Origin of the sequence: Streptomyces sp. NPDC047061 (genome assembly GCF_040643955.1) — a bacterium.
Lineage (GTDB): Bacteria > Actinomycetota > Actinomycetes > Streptomycetales > Streptomycetaceae > Streptomyces.
This window is the reverse complement of record NZ_JBEYVI010000003.1, coordinates 275,509-298,214: the sequence shown is the minus strand read 5'-3', so window position 1 is coordinate 298,214 and position 22,706 is coordinate 275,509. Positions and strand designations below refer to the sequence as shown.

Annotated in this window: 19 protein-coding genes; 9 read left to right on the top strand and 10 right to left on the bottom strand. The window is 70.6% G+C overall.

The annotated features are described in order from the left end of the window. Positions 1 to 487: 487 nt before the first annotated feature. Positions 488 to 1,435: a hypothetical protein gene (locus tag ABZ887_RS07395; protein WP_361284019.1), complete on the top strand. Its 948-nt coding sequence runs from the start codon at positions 488 to 490 to the stop codon at positions 1,433 to 1,435. 28 nt (positions 1,436 to 1,463) lie between these two features. On the opposite strand, the gene ABZ887_RS07390 is transcribed toward ABZ887_RS07395, so the two are convergent. Further along, entirely contained in the window at positions 1,464 to 1,892 is a 429-nt protein-coding gene (locus tag ABZ887_RS07390; RefSeq protein ID WP_361284016.1) for a Rieske 2Fe-2S domain-containing protein, read from the bottom strand. 269 nt (positions 1,893 to 2,161) lie between these two features. On the opposite strand from ABZ887_RS07390, the gene ABZ887_RS07385 reads away from it, so the two are divergent. Together ABZ887_RS07385 and ABZ887_RS07380 are read left to right on the top strand one after the other, a co-directional pair. Then, positions 2,162 to 3,292 (top strand): LacI family DNA-binding transcriptional regulator, encoded by a 1,131-nt coding sequence (locus ABZ887_RS07385; RefSeq protein ID WP_361284013.1) that lies wholly within the window; start codon positions 2,162 to 2,164, stop codon positions 3,290 to 3,292. Next, positions 3,289 to 4,206, top strand: a complete 918-nt coding sequence (locus tag ABZ887_RS07380) for a carbohydrate kinase (RefSeq protein WP_361284010.1) — start codon at positions 3,289 to 3,291, stop codon at positions 4,204 to 4,206. The genes ABZ887_RS07385 and ABZ887_RS07380 overlap by 4 nt, the downstream gene beginning before the upstream one ends. 137 nt (positions 4,207 to 4,343) lie before the next feature. On the opposite strand, the gene uvrA is transcribed toward ABZ887_RS07380, so the two are convergent. Next, positions 4,344 to 7,391, bottom strand: coding sequence for an excinuclease ABC subunit UvrA (uvrA, locus tag ABZ887_RS07375; protein WP_361284007.1), 3,048 nt, complete (start codon positions 7,389 to 7,391; stop codon positions 4,344 to 4,346). A gap of 225 nt (positions 7,392 to 7,616) precedes the next feature. Here uvrA and ABZ887_RS07370 point away from each other — a divergent pair, with 225 nt between their 5' ends. The 5 genes from ABZ887_RS07370 to ABZ887_RS07350 all read left to right on the top strand — a co-directional run bounded on the left by ABZ887_RS07370 (position 7,617) and on the right by ABZ887_RS07350 (position 11,878). Continuing rightward, positions 7,617 to 8,306 (top strand): maleylpyruvate isomerase family mycothiol-dependent enzyme, encoded by a 690-nt coding sequence (locus ABZ887_RS07370; protein WP_361284004.1) that lies wholly within the window; start codon positions 7,617 to 7,619, stop codon positions 8,304 to 8,306. Between the two features lie 55 nt (positions 8,307 to 8,361). Next, a complete protein-coding gene (locus tag ABZ887_RS07365) occupies positions 8,362 to 9,018 on the top strand; it encodes an MBL fold metallo-hydrolase (protein ID WP_089100942.1) in 657 nt (218 codons plus the stop codon). Between the two features lie 294 nt (positions 9,019 to 9,312). Next, on the top strand, positions 9,313 to 10,197 hold the full coding sequence (locus tag ABZ887_RS07360) for an ABC transporter substrate-binding protein (protein WP_361284000.1): 885 nt from the start codon (positions 9,313 to 9,315) through the stop codon (positions 10,195 to 10,197). Further along, complete coding sequence (locus tag ABZ887_RS07355) at positions 10,194 to 11,129, top strand: amino acid ABC transporter permease (protein WP_361283997.1); 936 nt, start codon at positions 10,194 to 10,196, stop codon at positions 11,127 to 11,129. The genes ABZ887_RS07360 and ABZ887_RS07355 overlap by 4 nt, the downstream gene beginning before the upstream one ends. Continuing rightward, entirely contained in the window at positions 11,126 to 11,878 is a 753-nt protein-coding gene (locus tag ABZ887_RS07350; RefSeq protein ID WP_361283994.1) for an amino acid ABC transporter ATP-binding protein, read from the top strand. The genes ABZ887_RS07355 and ABZ887_RS07350 overlap by 4 nt, the downstream gene beginning before the upstream one ends. Before the next feature lie 4 nt (positions 11,879 to 11,882). On the opposite strand, the gene aroQ is transcribed toward ABZ887_RS07350, so the two are convergent. Beyond that, on the bottom strand, positions 11,883 to 12,356 hold the full coding sequence (gene aroQ, locus ABZ887_RS07345; protein ID WP_361283991.1) for a type II 3-dehydroquinate dehydratase: 474 nt from the start codon (positions 12,354 to 12,356) through the stop codon (positions 11,883 to 11,885). A 202-nt stretch (positions 12,357 to 12,558) separates the two neighbouring features. Here aroQ and ABZ887_RS07340 point away from each other — a divergent pair, with 202 nt between their 5' ends. Then, positions 12,559 to 13,830, top strand: coding sequence for an MFS transporter (locus tag ABZ887_RS07340; RefSeq protein ID WP_361283988.1), 1,272 nt, complete (start codon positions 12,559 to 12,561; stop codon positions 13,828 to 13,830). A gap of 15 nt (positions 13,831 to 13,845) precedes the next feature. Here the strand turns inward: ABZ887_RS07340 and ABZ887_RS07335 are convergent, their stop codons facing one another. The 7 genes from ABZ887_RS07335 to ABZ887_RS07305 form a co-directional block, all read right to left on the bottom strand. Continuing rightward, complete coding sequence (locus tag ABZ887_RS07335; RefSeq protein ID WP_361283985.1) at positions 13,846 to 14,946, bottom strand: ionic transporter y4hA; 1,101 nt, start codon at positions 14,944 to 14,946, stop codon at positions 13,846 to 13,848. Positions 14,947 to 15,066: 120 nt separating this feature from the next. Continuing rightward, positions 15,067 to 15,369, bottom strand: a complete 303-nt coding sequence (locus tag ABZ887_RS07330; RefSeq protein ID WP_361283982.1) for a hypothetical protein — start codon at positions 15,367 to 15,369, stop codon at positions 15,067 to 15,069. 129 nt (positions 15,370 to 15,498) lie between these two features. Next, on the bottom strand, positions 15,499 to 16,500 hold the full coding sequence (locus tag ABZ887_RS07325; RefSeq protein ID WP_361283979.1) for a TerC family protein: 1,002 nt from the start codon (positions 16,498 to 16,500) through the stop codon (positions 15,499 to 15,501). 222 nt (positions 16,501 to 16,722) lie between these two features. After that, a complete protein-coding gene (locus tag ABZ887_RS07320; protein ID WP_361283976.1) occupies positions 16,723 to 18,675 on the bottom strand; it encodes a TerD family protein in 1,953 nt (650 codons plus the stop codon). A gap of 49 nt (positions 18,676 to 18,724) precedes the next feature. Continuing rightward, positions 18,725 to 19,303, bottom strand: a complete 579-nt coding sequence (locus ABZ887_RS07315) for a TerD family protein (RefSeq protein WP_361283973.1) — start codon at positions 19,301 to 19,303, stop codon at positions 18,725 to 18,727. 157 nt (positions 19,304 to 19,460) lie between these two features. Then, complete coding sequence (uvrB, locus tag ABZ887_RS07310; RefSeq protein WP_361283970.1) at positions 19,461 to 21,608, bottom strand: excinuclease ABC subunit UvrB; 2,148 nt, start codon at positions 21,606 to 21,608, stop codon at positions 19,461 to 19,463. A gap of 40 nt (positions 21,609 to 21,648) precedes the next feature. Continuing rightward, positions 21,649 to 22,515, bottom strand: coding sequence for an MHYT domain-containing protein (locus ABZ887_RS07305; protein WP_361283967.1), 867 nt, complete (start codon positions 22,513 to 22,515; stop codon positions 21,649 to 21,651). Positions 22,516 to 22,706 lie beyond the last annotated feature (191 nt).

Below are 22,706 nucleotides of genomic sequence, written 5' to 3'. Positions count from 1 at the left end.
AGGGGGTCGCATTCCCAGTGGGCCGGTGGCAGCTGCTCGCCGCCTGCCGCCTGCCGGGAAAGCGGATCGCGGAATCGGACACCTCGGTGGCATCGCGAGTCACTCCGGGACCCCACGCTCGCGGGACGCGTTCGCGGCCGGTACGGAGCCGCTGAGCCCCTCGCGCCGGATCTTGCGCGGCTTCCTCCCGAAATCGGCACCTCCGCCACGAACGATCTCCGGCCTCCTGGCCGACGGCGGCACGGCCGCACCCGCACGATCCCGCCGGTCACGGGGGCGCGCCTCGGCCAGGTGAGCTCTCCCGGCTAGCCGAAGGTGTTGTCGGGGATTGGTCAACACGCTTCAATGCGGGGGAACTCGGGGCCGTGAGCGACGGCCTGCGGACGCGGCGTGCCCAGGTGCGGCCGCCCCGGCGCCGACGGGGTGGCCCCGAACCGCGTCAACGGCCTGACCAGCCGTTGCACCCCCCAACAGAGAGGCCCCCTGCATGCGGCACGGCATACAGCACGCGGACGTCGCCACCGCGGAACTGGACTCGGCCCTGCGCGGCGGCCCCTTCCACGTGGCCCTGCGCGCCGCGATCGCCGCCCGTGGGCTGCCGCTCCAGCGCGTGCAACACCATCTGTCGCGCTACGGCGTAAAAGTGGGCGTCACCAGCCTGAGCTACTGGCAGCAGGGCGCCCGCCGCCCGCAGCGCCCGGAGTCGCTGCGGGCCGTCCGCGCACTGGAGGAGATCCTCCAGCTCCCGGACGAGTCCCTGATCCGGCTGCTCGCCGAGACCGACCAGGATCCGGCGGTGCGCCGCCCCGCCACCCGCTCGTACCGCTCGCTGATCGAGGCCTGTGACGTCCTGGACGGACTGCAGGCCGAGCTCGGCTGGTCCCTCGACGGCGGCCTGCACACCCTGGGACACCACGAGCGGGTGCGGATCGGCGCCCACCGTGAACTGGCCGCACGGGAGTCCCAGCACATCGTGCGCGCCCACCGGGACGGCATCGACCGCTTCGTGGCCGTCCACCACGGCGACCCCGGCTGCGCCCCGCAGCACATGACCGTGCACGCGCTGGAGAACTGCCGCGCGGGACGCGTCCGTTCGGACCAGGAGACCGGCCTCCTCGTCGCCGAACTCCTCTTCGGCACCCGGCTGCGCTCCGGCGACACCTTCCTCTTCCGCTACGCCGTCGAGGACGGCACGGCCGGTGTCTCACGCGAGTACGTCCGCAGTTTCGGCTTTCCCGGCGGCCAGTACACCCTCCAGGTGCGCTTCGCCGCCGACGCGCTGCCGACCCGCTGCCACCGGTTCGCCCAGCACTCGGCGGCGGCCCCGCGCAGCGGCCGGCAGACCCTGCCGCTGAGCGGGCTGCACCGCTCCGTCCACCTGGTCGAGCCCCGGGTACGGCCGGGCCTCCTGGGGATCGGCTGGGACTGGGAATGAACCTGCGCTGAGCCCGCCCCCTCCCGGATCAGGCGCCGGGGCCCGCCACGATCCGACCGTTCGACGCCTTCACCGGCAGTTCGTTCAACGGCTCGGTGGCCGGCGACCGCACCACTTTCCCGGTCACGGCGTCGAACTCGCTGCCGTGGCAGGGGCAGACCAGGGTCGTGCCCTGGAGCTTGTTGATCGGGCACCCCGCGTGCGTGCAGATGGTGCTGTACGCCTTCAGCCCGCCGTCGGCGGACCGGCTGACGACCACGTTGTGCTCCCGGTAGAGCCGGGCGCCCCCCTTGGCGACCTCGCTCTCGGCCCCGAGGTCGACCGGCGCGGTCGGCGTGGCCTCGGCCGTGGCCCCAGCACCGGGCGCCTTGCAGGCGGCCGCGCCCAGTCCGGCGACCGATGTGACGGCCGCTCCGCGCAGGACGGTACGGCGGCTCGCGGACGGGCGGGCGGTCACAGGGGACTCCTGGTGGCCTGGTGGATCAGGACGGTGCGGGACGACACTACCTGGGCGGATCGTCCCGCTTCGCGGTGGGGTGGGGTACCGGGCGAGGGGGTCGGCGGCTCACCGGACAGGACGTAAACGCTTACGTAAGCGTTTACGCAGCCATGCCGCATGGGGTAGCTTCCCGACCGAAGGCCCCACGGCAGCCAGAGCGGAACCGGCAGTCCGCGCGGGGACCAGGGAGCCCTTGCCCAGGGCGGGAAGCGACGAGGGGAGCCCCCATGCCCACCATGGCCGACGTCGCCCGGAGCGCCGGTGTCTCCGTGGCGACCGTCTCCCATGTGCTGAACGAGACCCGCCCGGTGCTGCCCCACACCCGCCAGGCCGTGCTCGACGCCGTCGAACGGCTGGGTTACACGCCCAACACCCTCGCCCGCTCCCTGGTGACCAGCCGCACCCGCTCCATCGGGCTCGCGGTGTCGGCGATCAGCAACCCCTACTTCACGGAGATCCTCCAGGGCGTCGAGGCCGCGGCCCTGGAGCACGGCTACAGCCTGCTCATCGCCGACCCGCACGACGACCCCGAGCACGAACGCAAGGTCGTCCAGCTCCTCCACGAACGCCGCGTCGACGGCCTGATCGTCGCCCCTTCCGCCGACCCGCGCGCGCTCCTCGGCTACCTCGGCCGTCATGCCGTACCGACCGTCCTCCTCGACCGGGTCATCGACGGCCGCGCGGACACCGCCCCGCCCTTCGACCAGGTCTGTGCCGAGAACACCGAGCCCATGGCCCGGCTCGTCACCCACCTCGCGGGTCTCGGGCACCGCCGGATCGGCCTGGTCGCGGGGCTGCCCGGGCTGAGCACCACCGGCGAGCGGGTCATCGGCTACCGGCAGGGGCTGGCCTCGGCCGGGTCTGCCTTCGACGAGGACCTGGTCATCCCCGGCAACTCGGAATCCGCGGGTGCCGAGCAGGCCACCGCCGCCCTGCTGTCACTCGCCGACCCGCCCACGGCGCTCGTCACCGCCAACAACGCGATGACCATCGGTGCCCTGCGCACCCTGCGCGCGCAGGGCCTCTCCGTACCGGACGACATCGCCCTGTGCTGTTTCGACGACTTCGCCTGGGCCGACCTCTTCTCGCCCCGGCTCACCGCCATCGCCCAGCCCAGCAGGGAGCTCGGCGCCGAGGCGGTCCGGGTGCTCCTCGAACGGCTGGCCGCACCCGACCGGCCCGCCCGGACGGTACGGCTCCCCTGCACCTTCGTGCACCGGACGTCGTGCGGGTGCCGGGAGGGGGACGGGGAGACGCCGACAGCCAGCCGGGTCGCACGGTCCGAGCGGCCCAGTCGCCCCGAGAACCCCGTGCACGCCATGCACCCCGTGCACCCTCAGAAAGGATCTCTCTCGTGATCGTCGTCGCCGGTGAAGCACTGATCGATCTGGTACCGCAGGGCACGGGTGCCCTGGCAGCCCTGCAGCCGGCGCTCGGCGGCGGCCCGTACAACACGGCCGTGGCCCTCGGCCGGCTCGGCTCCCCCACCGCGTTCTGCTCCCGCGCTTCCCACGACGCCTTCGGCGAGGCCCTGCTGGACGGGCTGCGACGGGCGGGTGTGGACGTCTCTCTCGTGGGGCGCGGACCGGAACCGACCACCCTCGCGGCCGCGACGATCGACCCGAGGGGCTCCGCCTCGTACTCCTTCTACGTCGAGGGCACCGCCGACCGCTTGTTCACCGCCCCCGCCGGCCTGCCCGCCACGACCCGCGCCGTGTCCTTCGGCACGCTCTCGCTCGTCCTGGAGCCGGGGGCGAGCGCCTACGAGGAGCTGATGCGCGACGCGGCCGGGCAGGGCCTGTTCACCGCACTCGACCCGAACATCCGGGCGGGTCTGATCACGGATCCGGACGCCTACCGGGCGCGTTTCAAGAGCTGGCTGCCCTCGGTGACTCTCCTCAAGCTCTCGGAGGAGGACGCGCTGTGGCTGGGCGGCACTCCGCACGAATGGCTGGCGGCGGGCCCCTCGGCCGTGGTGATCACCCACGGCGGTGACGGTCTCAGCGCCTTCACCCGTGACGGCACCGTGTACGCCGTCCCGGGTGAGGAGGTCGCCGTCGTGGACACGATCGGCGCCGGTGACACGGTGAACGCGGCTCTGCTGCACGGTCTGGCCGCTCAGGACGCGCTCACCACCGAGGCGCTCCTGGGGCTGGGCGCGGACGGCTGGACGAGGCTGCTGCGATTCGCGGCGCGGGCTGCGGCGATCACGTGTTCGCGGGCGGGTGCGGAGCCGCCGTACGCCTCCGAACTCGGAGAGCTGTCTCTCTGATCTCACTATTGAGGAGTCAAGGTCCGTCGTGGCCGCGGGAATCGGGCGGCTGATGATGGAACGAGCGGTGCCCCGCGGGAAGTTCCCACGGGGCACCGTACTTTTCTGGATTTGTCCGAACCGGCCGCCCGAGAGCCTCAGGCCTTGCGGGCCCGCGTCGTCTTCTTCGCGGGCGTGGCCTTCTTGGTCGCTCCGGCCGCTTTCTCCGTGGCCGTGCCGTCGGCGGCCGTGACGGTCGTCGTCTTCCTCGCGGTCGACTTCGCCGCAACCGTCTTCTTCACGGGGGCCGCCTTCTTCGCCGCCGTCCTGCGCGGGGCCTTGACCGAGCTGGCGTCGCTGATGCGGTCGGCGCCGAGGATCTCGCGCAGGAACTTGCCGGTGTGGCTCGCCGGGACGCCGGCCACCTCCTCGGGCGTGCCCTCCGCGACGACGAGTCCGCCGCCGGCGCCGCCCTCCGGGCCCATGTCGACGACCCAGTCGGCGGTCTTGATCACGTCGAGGTTGTGCTCGATGACGATGACCGTGTTGCCCTTGTCGACGAGGCCCCCGAGGACCTTCAGCAGCTTGCTGATGTCCTCGAAGTGGAGACCGGTGGTCGGCTCGTCGAGGACGTAGACCGTGCGCCCGGTGGAGCGCTTCTGCAGTTCGCTGGCGAGCTTCACGCGCTGCGCCTCACCGCCGGACAGGGTGGTGGCGGACTGGCCGAGACGGACGTAGCCGAGGCCGACGTCCTTGAGCGTGTTCAGGTGGCGGGCGATCGACGGGACGGCCTCGAAGAAGCCCGTGGCCTCCTCGATCGGCATGTTCAGGACCTCGGAGATGGACTTGCCCTTGTAGTGGACCTCCAGGGTCTCCCGGTTGTACCGGGCGCCGTGGCAGACCTCGCACGGGACGTAGACGTCCGGGAGGAAGTTCATCTCGATCTTGATGGTGCCGTCGCCCGCGCAGTTCTCGCAGCGGCCGCCCTTGACGTTGAAGGAGAAGCGGCCCGGCAGGTAGCCGCGGACCTTCGCCTCGGTGGTCTCGGCGAACAGCTTGCGGATGTGGTCGAAGACGCCGGTGTACGTCGCCGGGTTCGAGCGCGGGGTGCGGCCGATGGGCGACTGGTCGACGTGCACGACCTTGTCGACGAGGTCGTCGCCGTCCACGCGCGTGTGCCGGCCGGGGACGTTCCGCGCGCCGTTCAGCTCGCGGGCCAGGTGCGTGTACAGGATGTCGTTGACCAGCGTCGACTTGCCGGAGCCGGACACGCCCGTGACGGCCGTGAACACGCCCAGCGGGAAGGACACGTCGATGTCCTGGAGGTTGTTCTCCCGGGCGCCGTGCACGGTGAGCCGGCGGGACGGGTCCTGCGGGCGGCGGATGCCGGGCAGCGGGATCGACTTCCGGCCGGACAGGTACTGACCGGTCTGCGACTCCTCGTTGACGAGCAGTTCCTTGAGGGAGCCGCTGTGCACGACCTTGCCGCCGTGCTCGCCGGCGCCGGGGCCGATGTCGACGACCCAGTCGGCGACCTTGATGGTGTCCTCGTCGTGCTCGACGACGATGAGCGTGTTGCCCATGTCGCGCAGCCGGACGAGGGTCTCGATCAGCCGGTGGTTGTCGCGCTGGTGCAGGCCGATCGACGGCTCGTCGAGGACGTACAGGACGCCGACGAGACCGGAGCCGATCTGGGTGGCCAGGCGGATGCGCTGGGCCTCGCCGCCGGAGAGGGTGCCGGCCGCGCGGTTCAGCGAGAGGTAGTCCAGGCCGACGTCGACCAGGAACTTCAGCCGCTCGTTGACCTCCTTGAGCACGCGCTCGGCGATCTTCTTGTCGCGAGCGTTGAGCTTGAGCTCGCCCAGGAAGTCCGCGCAGTCGCTGATCGACATCGCCGAGACCTCGGCGATCGACTTGTCCATGATCGTGACCGCGAGGACGATCGGCTTGAGGCGTGTGCCCTGGCAGGTCGGGCAGGGCACCTCGCGCATGTAGCCCTCGAAGCGCTCGCGGCTGGCGTCGCTCTCGGCCTCGCTGTGCCGGCGCTTGACGAACGGCACGGCGCCCTCGAAGGGCGTGGTGTACACGCGCTCGCGGCCGTACCGGTTGCGGTAGCGGACCTCGATCTGGGTCTTGTGGCCGTAGAGCAGGGCCTTCCTGGCGCGCTGCGGCAGCCCGGCGAAGGGGATGTCGGTGCGGAAGCCCAGCGCGTCCGCGAGGGCGCCGATCAGGCGGCCGAAGTAGTCCTTGGTGTGGCCGTGCGACCAGGGGTGGATGGCGCCCTCGTCGAGCGACTTGTCCTCGTCCGGGACGATCAGCTCCGGGTCGACCTCCATGCGGGTGCCGATGCCGGTGCACTCGGGGCAGGCGCCGAAGGGCGAGTTGAAGGAGAAGGAACGGGGCTCCAGCTCCTCGAAGGACAGGTCGTCGTACGGGCAGTACAGGTGCTCCGAGTACATGCGCTCGCGCTCGGGGTCGTCCTCGGGGAGGTCGACGAAGTCGAGCACGACCATGCCGCCGGCCAGGCCGAGCGCGGTCTCCACGGAGTCGGTGAGGCGGCGCTTCGCGGTGTCCTTCACCGTGAGGCGGTCGATGACCACCTCGATGGTGTGCTTCTCCTGCTTCTTCAGGGTCGGCGGGTCGGAGAGCTGGATGGTCTCGCCGTCCACGCGCGCGCGGGAGTAGCCCTTGGTCTGGAGGTCGGCGAAGAGGTCGACGAACTCGCCCTTGCGCTCGCGCACCAGCGGGGAGAGCACCTGGAAGCGGCTGCCCTCCGGCAGCTCCAGGACCTTGTCCACGATGGCCTGCGGCGACTGGCGCGAGATCGGGCGGCCGCACTCGGGGCAGTGCGGCTTGCCGATGCGCGCGAAGAGCAGCCGCAGGTAGTCGTAGACCTCGGTGATGGTGCCGACCGTCGAGCGCGGGTTGCGCGAGGTCGACTTCTGGTCGATGGACACCGCCGGGGACAGGCCCTCGATGAAGTCCACGTCCGGCTTGTCCATCTGCCCGAGGAACTGGCGGGCGTACGAGGAGAGCGACTCCACGTAGCGACGCTGGCCCTCGGCGAAGATCGTGTCGAAGGCCAGGGAGGACTTGCCCGACCCGGACAGGCCCGTGAAGACGATGAGCGAGTCACGAGGCAGGTCGAGCGAGACATTCTTGAGGTTGTGCTCGCGCGCGCCACGGACGATGAGACGGTCGGCCACAGCCGGTCCGCACCTTTCTTGAGAGAAGTGACAGGGGCAGGGCCCCGTGCTTCTTCAGACTAGGGGGAGCCACTGACAACGCCGGTTCGGATTCCTGGATGCATCAACAATCCCGGACCATCCAGCATGCCCGACGCCGCCACCGACGATATAGCACGCGCATTCGATTTACGGAGCCCGTGCGAAACCTTCACCCGAAGGAGTGGCGGGGCTACTGTCAGCCCCATGATTGATCACGCTCATGACCTGGCGTCTGTACACGAAGCGACCGAACGGCTCCTCACCGCAGTCGCCGCACTGGACAACGCGGCGGGCGCGCGCCCGTCACGGCTGCCGGGCTGGACGGTCGGCCATGTCCTCGCCCACCTCGCCCGCAACGCGGACGCGCTCGCCAACGTCCTGGACGGCCGTCCCATGTACGTCTCCGCCGAGGCACGGGACGCCGACATCGAGCGGGACGCGCCGCGCACGCTCGGCGTACAGCTCGACGACCTGCGCGGCAGCCACGCCGGATTCCGGGCCCGGGCGGCCGAGCCCGCGGACTGGACGCGCACGGTGGAGCTGCGCAACGGGGTCACCGACAGCGCGGCCCGGGTGCCGTTCCGCCGCTGGGCCGAGGTCGAGCTGCATCATGTCGACCTCGGGATCGGGTACGAGCTGGAGGACCTGCCTCAGGAGTTCACCGAGCGGGAGATCGACTTTCTCACGGACCGCTTCGGCGGGCACCCAAAGGTCCCGTCGACCGGTCTGCGCAGCGACAGCGGCCGGGTCTGGGCGACGGGCGGCGGCGCGGCCGGGGACCCGATCGCCGTCGAGGGGTCCGCCGCCGACCTGCTGGGCTGGCTCGCCGGCCGCCGCGACGGCTCGGCCCTGGTCGTGAAGGGCGGGGCCCTGCCCCCGCTTCCGCCCCTGTAACGCGCGTGCAGCGCGCGGCACATCGGCGCCCGCTCCCCGCTATAGGCTGACGACCATGACGTACAGCGGAGAGGTGACGGTCGGCGGACCGGCGGACGTGCACGAGCTCAAGGACCTGATGATCACCAAGATCGCGGTCGGGCCGATGGACAACAACGCCTATCTGCTGCGCTGCCGCGCCACCGACGAGCAACTGCTGATCGACGCGGCCAACGACGCGGAGACACTCCTCGGCATGATCGGTGACGACGGCATCGCGTCCGTCGTCACCACGCACCAGCACGGCGACCACTGGCAGGCGCTGGCCGAGGTCGTCGCCGCCACCGGCGCGCGGACCTACGCGGGCCGGGAGGACGCCCCGGGCATCCCGGTCACCACCGACGTCCTGGTCGGTGACGGCGACGTGATCCGAGTCGGCCGGGTCGAACTGACCGCCCGCCATCTGGTCGGCCACACCCCGGGCTCCATCGCCCTGGTCTACGACGACCCGCACGGCCACCCGCACGTCTTCACCGGGGACTGCCTCTTCCCCGGCGGTGTCGGCAACACGCGCAAGGACCCGAAGGCCTTCGCCAGCCTGATCCACGACGTCGAGACGAGGATCTTCGACGTCCTGCCGGACGAGACCTGGGTGTACCCGGGACACGGCAACGACACCACGCTGGGCACGGAGCGCCCGCACCTGCCGGAGTGGCACGCGCGCGGGTGGTGAATGCGGGCGCGCGTGCCTTCACGCGCGCCCCGTGTGAACGATTCGCACGCGCCGGGCGCCAGCGCACGCTCCCCGCGCGCGCTGGCGCGCAGTCAACTGGTGGCAGCCCCGCACAGGATGACGGCTCCTGCGCGGTACGGGCCGCCGGTCATCATTCCCCGCCCTCGACCGGCGGCCCCGGCGTGTCCGCTCCCCCACGCGCAACGTTCACAAGACCGCAACACCCGTTCCCAGCATGCGGACAAATACCCTCTTGACCTGGACAAACGCGGCGTTCGCTGTCACTCTCCCGCCATGCACCCTGCCCCGAGCGCACTGCGTCGCGCTGCCGCCGCCGCCACCATAGCCCTGCTCGCCACCGCCGTCGGCTGTGCTCCGCAGCCGGAGGACAAGGCGTCCGACGCGTCCTCCTCGTCGGCCGGAGCCACCTGCGCCAAGGGCGGACTGGCCACCAAGACCACCGGCAAGCTGACGATCGCGACGGACGAACCGGCGTACGAGCCTTGGTTCAAGGACGACAAGCCGGCCAACGGCGAGGGCTTCGAGTCGGCCGTCGCCTACGCCGTGGCGAAGCAGCTGGGGTACGACAAGAGCGCGGTCGTCTGGCAGAGCGTGCCCTTCAACAAGGCGTTCGCGCCCGGGGTGAAGACCTTCGACTTCGACATCAACCAGGTGTCCATCAGCACCGAGCGCAAGAAGGCCGTGGACTTCTCGTCCGGCTACTACGACGTGCGCCAGGCCGTCATCGCGCTCAAGGGCAGCAAGGCCGCGAAGGCGACGAGCATCGCCGGTCTCAAGGGGCTCAAGCTGGGCGCGCAGGTCGGCACGACGAGCCTCGACTACATCACCGACGTGGTGAAGCCGTCGCAGGAGCCCGCCGTGTACGCCAAGAACGACCAGGCCAAGTCGGCACTGAAGAACGGCCAGGTGGACGCGATCGTCACCGACCTGCCGACCGCCTTCTACATCACCGCGGCCGAGGTGACGGACGCGAAGACCGTGGGCCAGTTCGAGAACCAGGGCGGCACGCCCGAGCAGTTCGGCCTGGTCCTCGACAAGGGCAGCGACCTCACCTCGTGCGTGACCGGCGCGGTCGACGCGCTGCGCAAGGACGGCACGCTGGCGAAGCTGGAGAAGCAGTGGCTCTCCGACGCCGTCGACGCCCCGGTGCTGAAGTGACCGTCACGAAGGACGAGTCCGGCCAGGAGGACGCGGACGACAAGGGCGACATGCCGGCCGGCGCCCAGCAGGGCGCTCCGGACGACGGCTACACGCCCTCCACGCGGCGGCTGGAGCGGGAGCACTACCGGCGTTCCCGCGCCCGCCGCGCCACCGCGATCGCCGCGCTCTCGACGCTGGTCACGGCGGCCGTGCTCTACCTGGTCGTCGTCAGCGCACCCGGCTGGCCGCGCACCAAGGAGACGTTCTTCAACGGGCAGTACGCGCGCGAGGCGTTGCCGAAGGTCCTCGAAGGGCTGTGGCTGAACGTCCGGCTCCTGGTCGTCTGCGGTGCCGCCGTCCTGGTCCTCGGCATGCTCATCGCCATCGCACGCACACTGCGCGGACCGGTGTTCTTCCCGCTGCGGGCGCTGGCGGCCGCGTACACCGACTTCTTCCGCGGGCTGCCGCTGATCATCAACCTGATGATCGTGGTCCTGGGCGTCCCGGCCCTGCGGCTGCAGGGTGTCACGGTCGATCCGGTGCTGCTGGGCGGTACGGCGCTGACGCTGACGTACTCCGCGTACGTCGCCGAGGTGTTCCGCGCCGGCATCGAGTCCGTCCACCCCTCGCAGCGCGCGGCGGCCCGCTCGCTCGGCCTCACCAACCGGCAGGCGCTCCGCCACGTCGTACTCCCCCAGGCGGTACGGCGTCAGGTGCCGCCGCTGCTGAACGACCTGGTGTCGCTCCAGAAGGACACCGGTCTGGTGTCGATCGGCGGCGCGATCGACGCCGTACGGGCGGCGGACATCATCGTCGGCCGCAGTCTCAACTACACGCCGTACATCGTCGCCGGGCTGGTCTTCGTGGCGCTGACCATCCCGATGACCCGCTTCACGGACTGGGTGACGGCCCGCATGGACCGGCAGCGCGCCCAGGGAGGATCCATATGAGCGACGCGCCCGTCCTGCGCATGGAGTCCGTCCGCAAGGCGTTCGGGGACTCGGTCGTCCTGCGGGACGTCGACCTGGAGGTCGCCCCGCACACGGTGACGGCTCTGATCGGCGCCTCCGGGTCCGGCAAGTCGACGTTGCTGCGTTGCGCCAACCTCCTGGAGGAGATCGACGACGGCGCGATCTGGCTGGACGGCGAGGAGATCACCGACCCGCGCGCCGACCAGGATGCGGTGCGCCGCCGTATCGGCGTGGTGTTCCAGGCGTACAACCTCTTCCCGCACATGACCGTGCTGGACAACATCACCCTGGCGCCGCGGCGGGTGCACGGCGTCGCCCGCGCGGAGGCCGAGGAGCGGGCCAGGGAGCTCCTTGAGCGCCTCGGGCTGGGCGACAAGGCAGGCGCCTACCCCGACCGGCTGAGCGGCGGTCAGCAGCAGCGGGTGGCGATCGTGCGCGCCCTGGCCGTGCGGCCCCGGCTGCTGCTGCTCGACGAGATCACCGCCGCCCTGGACCCGGAACTGGTGGGCGAGGTGCTCACCGTCGTCCGTGATCTGAAGGGCGAGGGGATGACCATGGTGCTGGCGACGCACGAGATGGGCTTCGCCCGGGACGTCGCCGACCAGATCTGCTTCCTCGACGGCGGCGTGGTACTCGAACGCGGCACGGCCGAGCAGGTGTTCGGCGACCCGCAGCAGGAGCGCACCCGGCGCTTCCTGCGGCGGATCGTGGAGGCCGGACGGCTCTGAGGCGCTACGCGTCCGTGGTCGCGGCGCCGACCAGCGCCGCCACCCGCTCCACGCCGAACACATAGCCCTGCACGCCGCATCCGGCGATCACTCCGTCGGCGCGCAGGGAGACGTAGGAGTGGTGCCGGAACGACTCGCGCTTGTGGATGTTGGAGATGTGGACCTCCAACACCGGCATGCCGTCACAGGTGTTGAGAGCATCCAGGATGGCGACCGAGGTGTGCGAGTAGGCGCCCGGGTTGATGACGATCCCGCAGTGGCCGAGGCGTGCCTCGTGGATCCAGTCGACCAGTTCGCCCTCGTGGTTGGACTGCCGGAAGTCCACGGTGCCACCGTGCGCGGCCGCCGCCTTGACGCACAGGGCCTCGACGTCGGCGAGTGTGTCGGAGCCGTAGATCTCGGGCTGGCGCTGCCCGAGCAGGTTCAGGTTGGGCCCGTTGAGGATCATGATCGGGGCGTTGGCCAGGGTGCGGGGCACGATTCCTCCGGTCCGTGGGACATCCGTGGGACATTCATGGGAAAGGCGAACGGCCCGGGAAGGACCGCTGCTCGGTCCGGTGTATCACGGTACGCGGCGGCTCCCGTGCGGGGCGTCTCACCACCGTGCGCCCCCGTAACCCATGATCACCCCGGGTAGTTGACGGAGCATGCACGATGCACGCACCGTAAGGGCCCCCTCGATGCCACGGCTGGCGGCCGCCTCGCTCGCCGGGACCGCGATCGAGTTCTACGACTTCTTCGCCTACGGGACGGCAGCGGCGCTCGTCCTGGGGCCGCTGTTCTTCCCGACGTTCTCACCGCTCGCGGGGACGCTCGCGGCGTTCGGGACGTTCGGTGTGGGGTTCGTGGCCCGGCCGCTGGGCTCGGTGCTGTTCGGGCACCTCGGGGACCGGCGCGGCCGGCGGCCGGTCCTGGTCGCGTCCCTGCTGCTGACCGGTGCCTCGACGGTCGCCGTCGGATGCGTGCCGACGTACGGCTCGATCGGCATGGCCGCTCCCGTACTGCTGCTGGTGCTGCGCTTTCTGCAGGGGCTGGGGGTCGGCGGGGAGTGGGGTGGTGCGGTGCTGCTGACCGCGGAGCACGCGCCCGCCGGTCGGCGCGCCCTGTGGTCGAGCTTTCCGCAGATCGGCCCCGCCGTCGGCTTCCTCCTCGCCAACGGCGTGATGCTGGCCCTGTCGGCGTCCCTGACGGACGCCCAGTTCGCCCAGTGGGGATGGCGGGTGCCGTTCTGGGCGGCCGGGGCGCTGGCGCTGGGCGGGCTGTGGCTGCGCTCGTCGCTCGCCGAGAGTCCGCAGTTCCTGGAGATCGACGATCCCGCGCGCATGCCGTTCGCCGAGGTCGTCCGGGACCACTGGCGGCTGGTGCTGCTGACGGCGGGGGCGCTCGCGATCGGGTACGCGGTGTTCTACGCGGTGACGACCTGGTCGCTGGCGTACGGGACGGAGCGGCTCGGGGTGAGCCGTACCGTCATGCTGACCTGTGTCATGGCCGCCGTCGTGGTGAAGGGGTCGCTCACGCCCGTGATGGCCCTGCTGGGCGACCGCTTCGGGCGGAAGCCGCTGTGCCTGGCGGGATGCGCGGCCGCGGCGTTGTGGATGTTCCCGATGGTCGCGCTGCTCGCCACCGGTGAGCCGCTGCTGATGTTCCTCGGGTTCACCGGTGCCCTGGTCGCCTTCATCACCATGTTCGCGGTGATCGCCGCCTACCTCCCCGAGCTCTACGAGCCCCGGGTGCGCTGCACCGGTGCCGCCGTCGGCTACAACCTCGGCGGGGTCCTCGGGGGCGCGCTGACGCCGATCGTGGCGACGGCGCTGGCGCAGCACGGCGGGCGCGTGCCGTGGGCCGTGGGGGCGTATCTGACGGCGATCGCCCTGCTGAGCCTGGGGTGCTTCGCGCTGCTGCCGGAGACGCGTCCGGTGCCGGTGGCGTCGGTCGAGCCGGTCGCCGGGTGAGGGCGTGCCGACCGGCTACGGGTTGATCGCCAGTTCCAGGTAGGCGGCGAACAGCACCAGGTGGACGCCGCCCTGCAGCGGTGTGGCCCTGCCCGGCACCACGGTCAGGGAGCTGACCACCACGGTCAGCGCGAGCAGCAGCATGTGGGTGGCGCTCAGGCCGAGGACGAGGGGGCCGGAGAGCCAGATGGAGGCGAGGGCCACGGCGGGGATGGTCAGGCCGATGCTCGCCATGGCCGAACCGAGCGCCAGGTTGAGGCTGGTCTGCACCCGGTCGCGGCGGGCCGAGCGCAGGGCGGCGATGGTCTCGGGGAGCAGCACGAGCAGGGCGATGACCACACCGACGACGGCCTGGTGCAGGCCGGCCGCCGCGACGCCCGACTCGATCGCCGGCGACACTCCCTTGGCCAGTCCGACGACCCCGACGAGAGCGAGCCCGAGCAGGCCGAGGCTGGTCCAGGCGGCGCGCGCGGACGGGGCCGCGGCGTGGTCCTCGGCGGTGATCACCTCGCCCTGCCGGGTGATCGGCAGGAAGTAGTCGCGGTGCCGCACGGTCTGGGTGGCCACGAACAGGCCGTACAGGATCAGCGACGACAGAGCCGCGAAGGTCAGCTGGACGCCGGAGAACTCCGGGCCCGGTCTGCTGGTGGTGAAGGTCGGCAGCACCAGGCTGAGCGTGGCCAGGGTGGCCACGGTCGCCAGCGCGGCGCCGGTGCCCTCGGGGTTGAAGACCGCGGTGCCGTGGCGGAGCGAGGCGACGAGGAGACAGAGGCCGACGATGCCGTTGCAGGTGATCATCACGGCGGCGAAGACGGTGTCCCGGGCCAGGGTGGAGCTCTTGGCGCCGCCGTCGGCCATGAGGGTGACGATCAGGGCGACCTCGATGATCGTGACGGCGATGGCGAGGACCAGCGAGCCGAAGGGTTCGCCGACCCGGTGGGCCACCACCTCGGCATGGTGGACGGCGGCGAGGACCGATCCGGCGAGGACCACGGTCACCAGCGCGACGACCGCGCCGGGCAGACTGCGGCCCCAGGTGAACAGGAGCAGGACGACCGCGAGCACCGGCACGAGGAGCGTCCACTGGGTGGTGAGCGACCTGAGCCGAGTGATCATGCAGCGATGGTGGCAGAGGCGTACAGGCTTCGCATTCCGGTCCTTTCCGGCTCCGGGGGTCGGCCGTCGGCGCGGCGCGACCCCCGGGTCGTGGTCGAACGGGTACGGCCGTGCGGGCGGTTACGTGAAGTCGGTCAGGTCCACGACGTCGCAGTCGGTGAAGGACGGCGGCCGGGTACACAGGGCGGCCATCTGCTCGGCGAACTTGCTCGTCTCGGGGTCGTTGCTGTTATCCATGGCCTCCTCGAAGGAGTTGAACTCGATCACGCCGAGGTAGTGGCCGGGCCGGCTCCGGTCCTTGAGGATCAGGCGGCGCGTGGGGCTGTTCTCGCGGCCGGCGAGCCGGCTGCCCATCTCGTCGGCGAGGGCCTTCATCTCGTCGATGCGGTCGGTCTCGAAGTCGATGATCTGGACGAATGTCACGGTTGCCTCCACCGGGCGGCGGCGCCCCCGGACCGGGGACGTTCCGCCACCCAACGAAGCAGCCTCAGCAGTGGGTCGGCAATGCGCTTCGCACCACTGCGCGGGTGGTTGTTCCTACGTCCGACGTGGTCAGACGTCGATGCTGTCCTTCGGAGCGCCTTCGCTCCGCGCCTGCGCCGCCTCGGCCGCCGCCTGCTTCCTGGAGGCCCTCAGGCTGGTGATCGTGGTGACGACCAGGACCGCGCAGATCACGCCGAGCGAGACCGGGATGCTGATCTCGGGGACATGGACGCCGGACTCGTGCAGCGCGTGCAGCACCAGCTTCACGCCGATGAAGCCGAGGATGATCGACAAGCCGTAGGACAGGTGGACCAGCTTCTTCAGCAGTCCGCCGATGAGGAAGTACAGCTGCCGCAGGCCCATCAGCGCGAAGGCGTTGGCCGTGAAGACGATGTACGGGTCCTGCGTCAGGCCGAAGATCGCGGGGATGGAGTCCAGCGCGAACAGGACGTCGGTCGTACCGATCGCGAGCATCACGACCAGCATCGGGGTCATGACCCGCTTGCCGTTCTGCTGGATCCAGAGCTTGGTGCCGTGGTAGCGGTCGGCCACGCCGAACTTGCGCTCTGCGGCCTTGAGCAGCTTGTTCTCCTCGAACTCCTCATCCTCCGCGTCGGTCCGGGCCTCCTGGATCAGCTTCCAGGCGGTCCAGATCAGGAAGGCGCCGAAGAGATAGAAGACCCACGAGAAGCTGGCGAGGATCGCGGCGCCCGCGGCGATGAAGACGGCCCGCAGCACCAGGGCTATGAGGACGCCGACGAGCAGCACCCGCTGCTGGTACTGCGAGGGCACGGCGAACTTCGCCATGATCAGGACGAAGACGAAGAGGTTGTCGACGCTCAGCGACTTCTCGGTGATGAAGCCCGCGAAGAACTCGCCGGCGGGCTGGCCGCCGCCGAAGACGAGCAGGCCGAGGCCGAAGAGTCCGGCCAGGGCGATCCAGACGACGGTCCAGATTCCCGCTTCCTTGACGGACACGTCATGCGGTTTGCGGCCGATGAAGAAGTCGACCCCGATCAGGGCGGCCAGCCCCAGGATGGTGAGGACCCAAAGGGTCACGGATACATCCACTGTTTCCTCCGGATAGTGAACGGCAAAGATTCCGCGTTGCGCTACCGGAGGTCTCTTCCACCCGGGACGGGCCGACGCCCCGGGATCCGACCGGATCCGTATTGACGGGTACGCCGCAGCAGACAGGGAGTACTCCCCTCCGTACGGAAAACACTACCCCAATCGCCAAGGAAAGGTAAAGCGCTTGGCAAAATAAAGGCCAAGTCGCCTGGTCAGAGGACTTTACATACGCTTGGTACGAGCTGCCGCGACCTGGGTGAGCACCTGCTGGAGCACTTGGCTGCCAGGCGGTACGAGGCAGGGCTCGTAGGTCCAGGCATGTCCCACCCACGGGTCGGCCAGGTGATCGTTCGGTACCGGGGTGAGTCGCATCAGTGAACGCCAGAGCGGATCGAGCAACGGGCCGTAGGCGGCGGCGTCCTCACGATCGGCGACCAGGAGGAGATGGACGCCGACGTCCGGGCCTTCGTCCGCGAGACAGCGCAGCTGGTTGACGGCCCGGTCGTCGAAGCCGTGCGGGAAGTCGTTCACGATCAGCAGCTGCCGTGAGGTGTCCAGACCGGGCGGCAGCGCGTCGGAGGCACCGCCGCGCATCGCCATCTGCACCAGGTCGACGCGCTCGGTGAGCCGCCCCAGTGTGCCCGCCACACCGGCGGCACCCGTCGCGGGCGGGGCGTCCAGCGCACCGGCCCCCGTGAGCGGGGCGAGCACGGACGCGCCGGCACCGGCCGGATCGATCACCTGCACGCCGAACTCCCCCGCCGGATGGACGGCGAGCAGCCGGGCCGCAAGCGCCACCGCGGCCTGCAGGGCGAGGTGCCGCAGCTCACCCGCCTCTTCGTACGGGGAGGCGTCGGGTACACCGCTGTCGATCCACAGGCCCCGCTCCAGGGGCAGCCGGACCAGCATCGGGATGCGCAGCGGGTCGCTCTCCGGGAGGTGGAGGTCGCCCAGCCGGACGGCCATCGGCGGCTCTGCCGGCACCCGGTAGCCGTGCCAGACCGGGTTGTCCCAGCGGGCGTACGCCGGTGGCAGCGCGGGCTCGACGACCTCGGACTCTGCGGTCAGCTGGGCGAGGTCCCGGTCGAGAGCCGCCCGGGCCTGGTCGGCCAGCTGGGCCTGCCGGGCCTGGGCCGCCTCGCGTGCGGCGTCGCCCGCCGAGCCCATTCGGCTGCGCGGGTCGGCGAGGAGCTGGTCGAGCTCCTTCTCCATGCGCGACTCGGCGAAGTCGAGCGCGCTGCGACAGGCGGCGATGGAGCGGGCCAGGTCCTCGAACATGCCCCAGACCTGGTTGTACAGCCGCTCGTCCATGGACCAGCCGACCGCGTCACCCGCGACGGGCGGCGCGGGCCCGTCCGCCGGGGCGGGGGCCTCGGGGGCCGTGGGCCCGGACGCCTGGCGGCGCCTCGGATGCGTGTAGTCGACGGGGCCGCCGGTGGGCACGGCCGCGGCTGGGACGCCCGAACCGACGGAGCCCGGAAGCCCGCCCGGTCCGCCGGACGCCTGGACGACGTGGGGAGATCCGGCGACGGAGGTGGTGCCCTGCGGGTCCGGGCCGGTGACGGGGGCGGCCGTTCGACGGGAGCGGTCGGTGTCCGCGGCGTGCGCCGGGATCGAGCGGGCCAGGCCGCGCGCCACCGCTTCCTCGATGCCGCGGGCGAGTTCGGCGGCCTGGGGCAGGCCCTGGTCGGTGAGGAGCGACGCGAGGCCGCCCGCGTAGCCCTGGCCCACCGCACGGATCTTCCAGGCGGCCTGGCGACGGTAGAGCTCCAGCGCGACGACCGCCGACTCGGCGTCCAGGCCGACGAGGGTGTAGCCGGCGACCTCGGTGCCGTCGAGGCCGGTGACCGCGGCACGCGGTGCGGCGAGGGCTCCGAAGCGGAGCGGACCGCCGGGCGCGGCGGGCAGGGCGATCAGGACGCTGACCCGGTGCACGGTCTCGGGCATGGCGTCGAGGTCGACGGCGAGCCGGTGTTCGGCGGCCGCTTGCCGGGAGACCTCGATCCCGGGCAGCGTGGGTGCGCCCGGATGGGCCACCCCGTCGGCACCCCGTACCCGGCCGCTCTCGTCGGCGAGCGTGGCCCCGGCCACGACCGGCGCGTCGGCCGAGATCCGGATCTCTATCCGGTTCCGCGAGAGCGGATGGTTCTGCCCGCGCACCAGCTCGGCCGCCATTGCCCATGTCCCCCTGTGTGTCGTGTCCTCGGGTGCCGCCGGATCGCCGCTAGAGGATCGGCAGGATCGCCGGCACCAGGTCCTGGAAGGTGCGGCCCCTGGCCGGGACGCCCAGGGCCGTCATCGTCCAACCGGATCCCGACCGGTGCACCTTCGCCATGATCTGGGCGGTGTACTCGCCGCCACCGTCGAGGGTGTAGCGGGCGAGTTCCTGGCCGTTGCTCTCGTCGACCAGCCGGCAGAAGGCGTTCTGCACCTCCTGGAAGGTCTGGCCGGTGAAGGAGTTGACGGTGAAGATGATCTGGTCGACGTGGACCGGGACGCGTGCGAGGTCGACGAGGATGGCCTCGTCGTCGCCGCCCTGGCCCGCGCCGCCGACGAGGTTGTCGCCCGTGTGACGGACCGAGCCGTCGTCGCTCACCAGGTGCCGGAAGAACACGACGTCGACGGGCTGCTTGTCGGCGAAGAGCACCGCCGAGGCGTCCAGGTCGATCTCACGGGTGCGCGAACCGAACAGTCCGCGCCGAGGTGCCGCCTTCCAACCAAGACCCATGCGGACCGCGCTCAGGGAGCCGCCGTCCTTCTTCTCCAGGCTGATGGCCTGACCCTTGGTCATGTTGACGGTCACGGCTGCTTCCCCTCGTCGGATGTCCCCGGTTGCCGCGAAGTGCGCGGTTGCCCGAAACCCTATGCAGCGCCACTGACAGTGCCGAACCCCGGCCCGCGGTTTGTGTCGGTCTTGCAACACTTCGCGCTCTTGCCGGGGTCCGGTGACGGCCCAGGGGTCAGGCCAGACCCGCCTCCCTCATCTGGCGCAGTTCCTTCTTCATCTCGGAGACCTCGTCGCGCAGCCGGGCCGCGATCTCGAACTGCAGATCCGCGGCGGCGGCACGCATACGGTCCGTCATCTCCTCGATCTGCTCGGCGAGTTCGGCCGCCGGACGGTCGGTGGGCACCGCTTCCTTGGCCTTGCCCCTGGCGGCCTTGCCGGCCTTCGCTCCCTTGGCCGCCTTGTCACCCAGGGAGGGCACCGGGGCCTTGGCGCCCTTGCCGTCCTTCAGCTTGCGGTAGCCCGAGCCGAGCAGCTGTTCGGTGTCGACCTCTTCGCGGGCGATCTGGGCGACGATGTCGTTGATCTTCTTGCGCAGCGGCTGCGGGTCGATGCCGTTGGCCGTGTTGTAGGCGACCTGCTTCTCCCGGCGCCGGTTGGTCTCGTCGATGGCCTTCTCCATCGCCGGGGTGATCTTGTCGGCGTACATGTGGACCTCGCCGGAGACATTGCGCGCCGCGCGGCCGATGGTCTGGATCAGCGAGGTGCCCGAGCGCAGGAAGCCCTCCTTGTCGGCGTCGAGGATCGCCACCAGGGACACCTCGGGCAGGTCGAGGCCCTCCCGGAGGAGGTTGATGCCGACCAGGACGTCGTACTCGCCGGAGCGCAGCTCGCGCAGCAGTTCGACGCGGCGCAGGGTGTCGACGTCGCTGTGCAGATAGCGCACCTGGATGCCAAGTTCCAGGAAGTAGTCGGTGAGGTCCTCGGCCATCTTCTTGGTGAGAGTGGTGACCAGGACGCGCTCGTCCTTCTCGGTGCGCTTGCGGATCTCGTGCACCAGGTCGTCGATCTGGCCCTCGGTGGGCTTGACGACGACCTCCGGGTCGACGAGGCCGGTGGGGCGGATGATCTGCTCGACGACGCCGTCACCGCGCGAGAGCTCGTAGGTGCCGGGGGTCGCCGACAGGTACACCGCCTGTCCGATCCGCTCCTGGAACTCCTCCCACTTCAGGGGGCGGTTGTCCAGGGCGGAGGGCAGCCGGAAGCCGTGGTCCACGAGGGTGCGCTTGCGGGAGGCGTCGCCCTCGTACATGGCGCCGATCTGCGGCACGGTGACATGCGACTCGTCGATGACGAGGAGGAAGTCGTCCGGGAAGTAGTCGAGCAGGGTGTTCGGCGGGGAGCCGGGCAGGCGGCCGTCGAAGTGCATCGAGTAGTTCTCCACGCCGGAGCAGGTGCCGATCTGGCGGAGCATCTCGAGGTCGTACGTGGTGCGCATGCGCAGCCGCTGGGCCTCCAGGAGCTTGCCCTGCTTCTCCAGTTCCGCGAGGCGCTCCCCCAGTTCCTTCTCGATGTCGTTGACGGCCCGCTCCATGCGCTCGGGGCCCGCGACGTAGTGGGAGGCCGGGAAGACGTACAGGTGCTGGTCGTCGCTGATGATCTCGCCGGTGAGCGGGTGCAGCGTGGACAGCGCCTCGATCTCGTCGCCGAACATCTCGATGCGGACGGCGAGTTCCTCGTAGACCGGGAAGATCTCGATGGTGTCGCCGCGGACGCGGAAGGTGCCGCGGGTGAACGCCATGTCGTTGCGCGTGTACTGGATGTCCACGAAGCGGCGCAGCAGGTCGTCGCGGTCGATCTCGTCGCCGACGCGCAGCGGGACCATCCGGTCGACGTACTCCTGCGGGGTGCCGAGGCCGTAGATGCAGGACACCGAGGCGACCACGATCACGTCGCGGCGGGTGAGCAGCGAGTTGGTGGCGGAGTGGCGCAGCCGCTCGACCTCCTCGTTGATCGAGGAGTCCTTCTCGATGTAGGTGTCCGACTGCGGTACGTACGCCTCGGGCTGGTAGTAGTCGTAGTACGAGACGAAGTACTCGACCGCGTTGTTCGGGAGGAGCTCGCGGAACTCGTTGGCCAGCTGGGCTGCCAGCGTCTTGTTCGGCGCCATCACCAGGGTGGGGCGCTGGAGCTTCTCGATCATCCACGCGGTGGTGGCGGACTTGCCGGTGCCGGTCGCGCCGAGCAGGACGACGTCCTTCTCACCGGCCTCGATGCGCTTGGCCAGCTCGGCGATGGCCGCCGGCTGGTCGCCGCTGGGCTGGTACGGGCTGACGACCTCGAAGGGCGCCACCGTGCGTTCGATGTGGGAAACGGGCCGCATGGACTCCACCGTACGACCCCGCACTGACAACCGGTTCTGATCAGCGGTTCTGCGGGGTGCGCGAGCTGTGGTGGCTCTGCTGGCGGCCGACGCGGAGCTGCGGGCGGCGACTCGGGTGATGGCTGACCTCGCCGGCCGGGACGCCCGGCTTGTGCTCCACGCGGAGCCGGTCGGGCTTGCCCGTGACCATCAGCGGGTCGAAGATCACCACGACCGCGGCGAGGCAGAGGAAGGCCAGCGGGCCGATCAGCATGGGGGCCAGCAGGGAGGCGGGCGAGTCGCCCGGGGACGGCACGCCGGCGCTGTGGAGGTGGACGGTGAGGGCGGCCATGCCGGTGTAGTGCATGCCGCTGACGGCGAGCCCCATGACGAGGCTCGCGCCGACGCTCCACAGGAAGCCGCGGACCTGCCCGGCCGCCCACAGGGCCGACGTGGCGGCCACGACCCCTATCACGACCGACGCGGCCACCGTGAACGTGTTGTACTCCAGCGTTCCGTTGAGGCGCAGGCCGGCCATGCCGAGGTAGTGCATCGAGGCGATGCCCAGACCGGTGATGGTGCCGCCCGTGAAGAGCGCGGTTCCGGTGGCGCCGCGGTAGCCGACTATGAAGATCCCGACGCTCACCATGACGATGGCGAGGCCGAGGCTCGCGTAGGTGAGGGGCTTGTCGTAGTGGATCGGCGTCTCCTTGACGCTGAACCCCATCATGGCGACGAAGTGCATGGTCCATATGCCGGAGCCGATCGCCGCCGCGCCCAGGGCGAGCCAGGCGGGCCGCCAGGAGTGGGCCACGAGCATCGCCCGGGTCGTGCAGCGCAGCCCGAGGGCGCCACCGAGGCAGGCCATCAGATAGGCCACCAGCGGGGTGACGACCCCATAGCTGAATCCGTCGACCGTGCCCTGCATGCGCGGCTGCCCTTCACCCTTTGCGTCCCGGAATATGTGCAATGCGCCCCCGTCCCAGGACCGCCCGAGCGGTCAGGGTTGACGCAGAGAGTATGACCCGCGCCGGAATGGTCGAACGATTTTCCGGCAAAGAAACACGCCCTTGCCGCAGTTGTGCGGCAACAGTGAGCGGGCTTGGGAAACTCCATTCA